This window comes from Actimicrobium sp. GrIS 1.19, assembly GCF_035984655.1.
Classification (GTDB): domain Bacteria; phylum Pseudomonadota; class Gammaproteobacteria; order Burkholderiales; family Burkholderiaceae_D; genus Actimicrobium.
This window is the reverse complement of sequence record NZ_JAXCHT010000060.1, coordinates 1-5,962: the sequence shown is the minus strand read 5'-3', so window position 1 is coordinate 5,962 and position 5,962 is coordinate 1. Positions and strand designations below refer to the sequence as shown.

The following is a 5,962-nucleotide window of genomic DNA, read 5'->3' as shown; positions in this document are numbered from 1 at the left end:
GGGGACGCGAAGATGACGACGGCGCTGCTGGACCGGCTCACCCATCACTGCCATATCGTCGAGACCGGCAATGAGTCGTATCGTTTCCAGCACAGCACGATCGCAGCGAAGTCCCGCATCAAGGCGCGGGAACAGTCTCGCAAGGGAGGCAAGGTCGAGCCGTCGGAAGAACCGTTCTAAGTCGGCGCGCGCGGGGAAATCTGCTACGGGCTACGCCCTGCGCAGCTTTCCCCGCGCCATCCTGTTGCGGGAATCAATGTGAAAGAACAACTCCCAACCCGCTGTTTGGTATAGTTATCCACAGCTGCCATCTCAAAATGCAGCGCCCGGCCCTGGGTCAAATTTCAATCGGCAGGGTGGGGCAAATTTCGATCAGCGCGAACAGTTTAGTTATCAGTTGGTCCATCGGCACGCGTCCAGACGCCGACTTGGTGAACACAATGTTGGATGCTGCCATCGAAACGGTGGCCAGCGGCGGTGACCGCCCCGTTGTTCACTCTGATCGTGGCGCCCACTATCGCTGGCCTGGGTGGCTCCTGCGGATGAACAACGCCAACCTGGTTCGATCGATGTCGCGCAAGGGGTGCTCACCTGACAATGCGGCATGTGAAGGCTTCTTTGGCCGGCTGAAAACCGAACTGTTCTATCCTCGGAACTGGCAGGCGATAACTGTTGAGCAATTCATCCAGATAATCGATTCCTACATCCGGTGGTATAACGAAAAGCGCATCAAGATGTCCCTTGGCTCTCTCAGTCCCCGAGAATATCGAGAGAGCCTCGGCATCACGGCATAAACCAGTCCAAGTTTTACGCCGCACCCCCGGTGGGTCAAATTTCGATCAGCGCGAACACCCGGTCACTGGTCGCACGAATAACGCGACGAATCATCCAACAACAACGGAAGTACTAGGGTATGAAATCCAGCTGATCGCGACGCTTTGCATAACGTGTCCCGTGCTCCACCTAAATTATCCTGATACCGCGGCGCATATTCAGCATTGAATACTGGCTTGCCACTTGCGACGAAGGCAGCATACGTCGCACATTCGTTTTTCTCAAAACACTGTTCGTTCACCGCGAAATCAAAGATGGGTAATAGAGCACTGATTTGCTGAATATCGTTTTTCAGTCCAATCGCCAGTCCCCGCACATGTGCTTCTGCCGCAAGAAAGCTATTGAAATCAAGCTGTGTGGCAGGCGTCAACGGGAAGCCCGGGTTGTTGTCATAACCATCGACATTATCTGGTTCGACGCCATCACAGCCTTTCGCCATTGCGAGATCCAAACGGGTTTTCATGAGTTCACGGACGTTAGCCGAACGCGTGTCGAGCCAACGTTCATTGTCATATCCGGCAAGGGTGTTACCAAGGTCCTTCGGGAGAAACTGCTTGAAGTCAACACGAAAATTTTCGGAGCTGCCAGCGGAGAAGTAGCACACGACTCGCCTGCCCTGAGACTTAAAGCCATCAATGGTGGCTTGAGGTGCATCAAATAAATCGACGTCAAAAACACTGACGGGATAAGCGGTGTTAATGCTGCCGTGCAATTGCCATTGCCATGTATCGGTAACCTTGGGGACCCATTTTGAAAGTGGGCCAGCTTTCGGTAACACAGGAATTGAAGTAGCCGGATTTGTTGCCGCGGTAGGTTCCATTGACGAACTGCCGCCACAGCTGCTCAACAGAAAAATCGCACCAATAAGCGCTGTAGTAGTGTCAATTTTCATTATTGCGTTCGTAAAATTAAATCACTGAGTGGAGATTCCGTTGCGCGCCGATGTCGAATTGAGCCAATGCGCGTGTTTGCGCTGCCGCCTCGCTTCGGTGCCTCGGTTCGGAATGGCCTTGAGGCCTCGACGACGCGGTGCGACACTGCAAGGCCGAAAGAACCGAAAAATCGTTAATAGAAGCTGCGCTCCGCTCCCGTTGGTCTACTCTTGCGTATTTCGGCGAACGTAACCGTTGCTCACGGAATGGTATTACGCATTCAAATTGTAACGCGTCCGGTAGCAACGGATCGGTGGGTCAGTTCTGGACGATCCTGTCACCAGTCGCAATACCACTCTGATGCAATACAACGGCGTGCCGGTATCGTGAGCGGCCATTCCTGTCCGACACTAAAATCGGCCACGGTGGTCCGGAATACTCACGTCGGACTGCAAAGACGTCAAACCAATTGCGGCTGTAGTTCCTGCGCCTTTACCAATTGGTCGATAGGTTCTGGTTTGTGCAAATGGAAGCCCTGTGCATAATCGATTCCTAGGGCTTGAACACGTTGCAAGACCGCTTCCCCATCAACATATTCGGCAACAGTCTTCACGCCTACAACGCGCGCCACATCGACAAAACACCTCACAGCGGCATCATCTAGCGGGTCATCGACCAGCCCTTTGATGAACTGGCCATCGATTTTGAGGTAGTCCACCCGCAGAGACTTGAGATAGCCGAACGACGAGGCGCCCGCACCAAAATCATCCAACGAAATACGCACACCCAGTGCCCTTACTTGTTCGATAAAGAGTGCAGCATCCGCCAGATTAGTGACTGCGGCAGTCTCGGTAATTTCGAAACACAAACGCTTGCAGATGTTGGGTCGAAGTGCCGCCAACTTTTCGATCACGTGCCGATGGAAAGCCCTGTCACCGACAGACTGACCGGACAAGTTGACACTGAGGGTCTCCACGTTGGCTTGATCCGCATACTTCTCTAACCAAGCCGTCGCATTGCGGAGTACCCAACGGTCGATGCGCGACGCCAAGTTAAACCGCTCTGCTGCGGGTATGAACGCTGCAGGACCAATAATGCTCCCATCGTGGTCGACCATACGCAGCAACACCTCTGCGTGGGTGCCGTGTTTGTCCCCGTCCAAAGCAGTGATGCGCTGGGCATACAGCACAAATTTATCTTCATCCAAGGCTTGTTCTATACGCGTTGTCCATTGCATTTCACCGTGCCTCTCACGCCGCGCCTGGTCCGTGTCAAACCATGTATGCACACGGTTTCTGCCAGCCTCTTTGGCGGCGTAGCAAGAGGTGTCTGCAGCTTGCATCACTGCGACGACGGTCGCAAACGCGTTGGACACAGCGACCAAGCCGATGCTCGTACCAATGCGAAAGCGCCTGCCATCGTGCAGGAAACGGAACTCTTCCATGCGGTCACAAATCTTCTGGGCTACACGCTGGGCCTGTTCAGTTGTGCAATGGTCCAAAATAACGCCGAATTCGTCTCCACCCAGACGCGCCAGAGTATCTCGCGCGCGCACTCCTTCCCCGAGTAGCTTGCTGACTTGCTGGAGCAACTGGTCGCCCGCCGAGTGACCACAGGCATCATTCACCAGCTTGAACTGGTCCAGATCGATGTACATCAAAGCATGGTGGCTACCGTCTTCGTGCGACTTTTGGAGGAGTCGGCGCAGACGCGCTTCAAACTCAGCGCGGTTGACCAGGCCAGTGAGTTCGTCATGCGTGGCGCGAAAAGACATCTCACCAGACATGCGCCGCTGCTCTGTCACATTATGGAACACTAGAACAACGCCCAAAACGTCGTTAACTGCATTGCGAATGGGGGCCGCAGAGTCTTCAATGCCAAACTCTTCACCGTGCCGGGAAATCAGCAAAGTGTGGTTCGCAAGTCCCACCATCTTGCCATGCTTAAGGCAAGTGTCCACCGGGTTTTCGGTGGGCAAACGGGTCTGTTCATTGACAATATGAAAAACTTGCGCCAGGGGGCGACCAGAGGCTTCGGAATTTGTCCACCCTGTCATGCGTTCCGCAACCGGATTGAGCCAACTGACGCACCCCTTGGCGTCTGTGGTGATCACCGAATCACCGATCGATTCCATGGTGACCCGCAGCAGATCATTTTTTTGGGCAAGGGCGGATTCTGCGTTGCGCTGGGCAGTGATGTCCCAATTCACACCTACCATGCGAAGTGCCTTACCGCTGTCATCGCGCTCAACTATGGCTGCCGCCCGAATGAAATGGATGCTGCCATCATTCCAGATCACGCGAAACTCCGGCTGAAAGTCGCTTTTGCCTTGTATCGCGGCTTGCAGAGCGGCTTCTGCGTTTGCTTTGTCGTCTGCGTGCAGATGGCTGGACCAAAGCTCGTAGACGCCTGTTTCATTTGTAGGCGGCAAGCCGTACAGCAGATACATCTCTGCGCTCCAAGCCAGGGTTTCGTCTACCAAGTTGTAGTCCCAAACACCGATGCCACCTGATTGGGTGGCGAGTACAAACCGATTGCGGATATGGTTGATCTGTTGGCGCTGCAAGTACGCTTCAGTGATGTCCTGAAATGCCCCTACCAGTCGGCGCGGCGCATTGTTAGCGAACTCGACATGGCCCACAGCACGGACCCAAATGCGCTTGCCAATCGCAGTAATCATTGGCAGTTCCAGGTCCCAGTCCTTACCGAAAGCGATACCTTCTTCAACGGCCTTTTGGATCACCGGTTGCGCTTCAGGTGCGTAGAAGTTAATCGCTTCTGAAAGAACGGGTTGGTACCCTGGCTCCACTTCGTGTATGCGGCATGTTTCGTCAGACCAATACACAATGCCGGCAAGGATATCCACCTCCCAACCGCCAACGCCCGCCAAACGCCCTGTTTGAGACAGAAATTCTTGGCTCTTACGCAACTCTTCACTTTGGCGTTTGCGCTCGGTGATATCAGTTCGAATAGAGACATACCGCTCAATAGTTCCATCGGCACCCCGCAATGGCGCAATTATGCTGTCAACCCAGTACAGTTGACCGTCTTTGGCACGATTGCATATTTCACCTTGCCAGGATTCTCCGCGTTTCAAACTACGCCACAAGGCCGTAAAAAACGCCGCGGGGTGCGTGCCCGAGTTGATGACGCTGTGGTTCTTGCCCATCAGTTCGTCACGGCTGTAGCCGCTGATGTCACAGAACGCGTCGTTCACCTCCGTAATCGCACCACTCAAGTCTGTAAATGAAACGATGCGGTGCGTCTTGATCATCGACAACATCGATTCGTTGATGTACTTCACTTCAGACTTTTCGGTGATGTCATCAACGGTACCGACATAGCCAGTACACACGCCATGCTCGTCCACTGTTTGGCGGGCAGTGCTGTGTATCACGCGCAAGGATCCGCCTGTTTGACCCAAGCGAAAATCCATTGCGAAGGGTTGTCCAGAGTCAGCACAGGCTTGCCATTCGGCGAACACTGCAGCTTTGTCTTCTGGATGTACGGCAGCGGTCCAGCCGGTTCCCAGACTTTGCGCCTCGCTCAGGCCATAAATGGCCTGCCACTTGGCATTGGTGTACACGCATGCTCCTTTTACATCTGTTGCATAGATACCCAACGGCGAAGCTTCGCTCAGGGCACGAAATCGTGCCTCGCTGTCTGCTCGTTGAATAGTAATGTGGCGCGACTCCATGGCCAACACCGCCACACGCGCCAAGTTACCAAGCACTTCACGTTGAACTGAACTAAGGACGCTCGGTTCCCGTCCAATAACGCATAAAGTCCCCACATGAGCACCATCACTCAGCACCAAAGACGCGCCAGCATAAAAGCGAATACCGGGGTCGCCAATGACCAGTGGATTGTCAGCAAAGCGCGGGTCTGTCAGCGTGTCCTGTACCTCAAAAATGCTGTCGCCCAGGATGGCGTGGGCACAGAATGAAGCGTCACGTGGGGTCTGGGTTGCTGGGCCTAGGCCGTAGTTGGACTTGAACCATTGTCGCTCTGCGTCCACCAGGCTAAGAAGCGAAATGGGCATGCCGCATACGAGTGCTGCTGCGCGGGTCAGGCAGTCAAACTTTTCTTCAGCGCTGGTGTCCAGAATGCCTAAATTGTGCAGGGATGCAAGACGTTGCGGTTCATCGGTGGGGATTTGAGCGTAAGCGCCTCACGAGCGACGTCTTGACCAATTTCACTTCGTAGCGAATACGGTATTTAGCGCGAACCAGCGCCAAGCTGGCCGGCCACATTCC

At 54.3% G+C, this 5,962-nt stretch carries 3 protein-coding genes and 1 pseudogene; 2 read left to right on the top strand and 2 right to left on the bottom strand.

Translation table 11 applies throughout. The features are described from left to right. The coding region (locus RCH09_RS19295) for an ATP-binding protein (protein ID WP_326942773.1) at positions 1 to 180 on the top strand (180 nt) is incomplete at its 5' end. Between the two features lie 200 nt (positions 181 to 380). Next, positions 381 to 794 (top strand): annotated as a pseudogene (locus tag RCH09_RS19290) (transposase); the annotation flags it as partial. A gap of 62 nt (positions 795 to 856) precedes the next feature. Here RCH09_RS19290 and RCH09_RS19285 read toward each other — a convergent pair. Beyond that, positions 857 to 1,726 carry an endo alpha-1,4 polygalactosaminidase gene (locus tag RCH09_RS19285; protein WP_326942772.1) on the bottom strand — a complete coding sequence of 290 codons (870 nt, stop codon included), beginning with the start codon at positions 1,724 to 1,726 and terminating at the stop codon, positions 857 to 859. Positions 1,727 to 2,166: 440 nt separating this feature from the next. Next, positions 2,167 to 5,748, bottom strand: a complete 3,582-nt coding sequence (locus RCH09_RS19280; protein WP_326942771.1) for a PAS domain-containing protein — start codon at positions 5,746 to 5,748, stop codon at positions 2,167 to 2,169. Between the last annotated feature and the right edge of the window lie 214 nt (positions 5,749 to 5,962).

Bases quoted from the DNA above. Each gene is read 5' to 3' on its own strand.
- RCH09_RS19280 (WP_326942771.1), bottom strand. From the start codon at position 5,748: ATGCCCATTTCGCTTCTTAGCCTGGTGGACGCAGAGCGACAATGGTTC.
- RCH09_RS19285 (WP_326942772.1), bottom strand. From the start codon at position 1,726: ATGAAAATTGACACTACTACAGCGCTTATTGGTGCGATTTTTCTGTTG.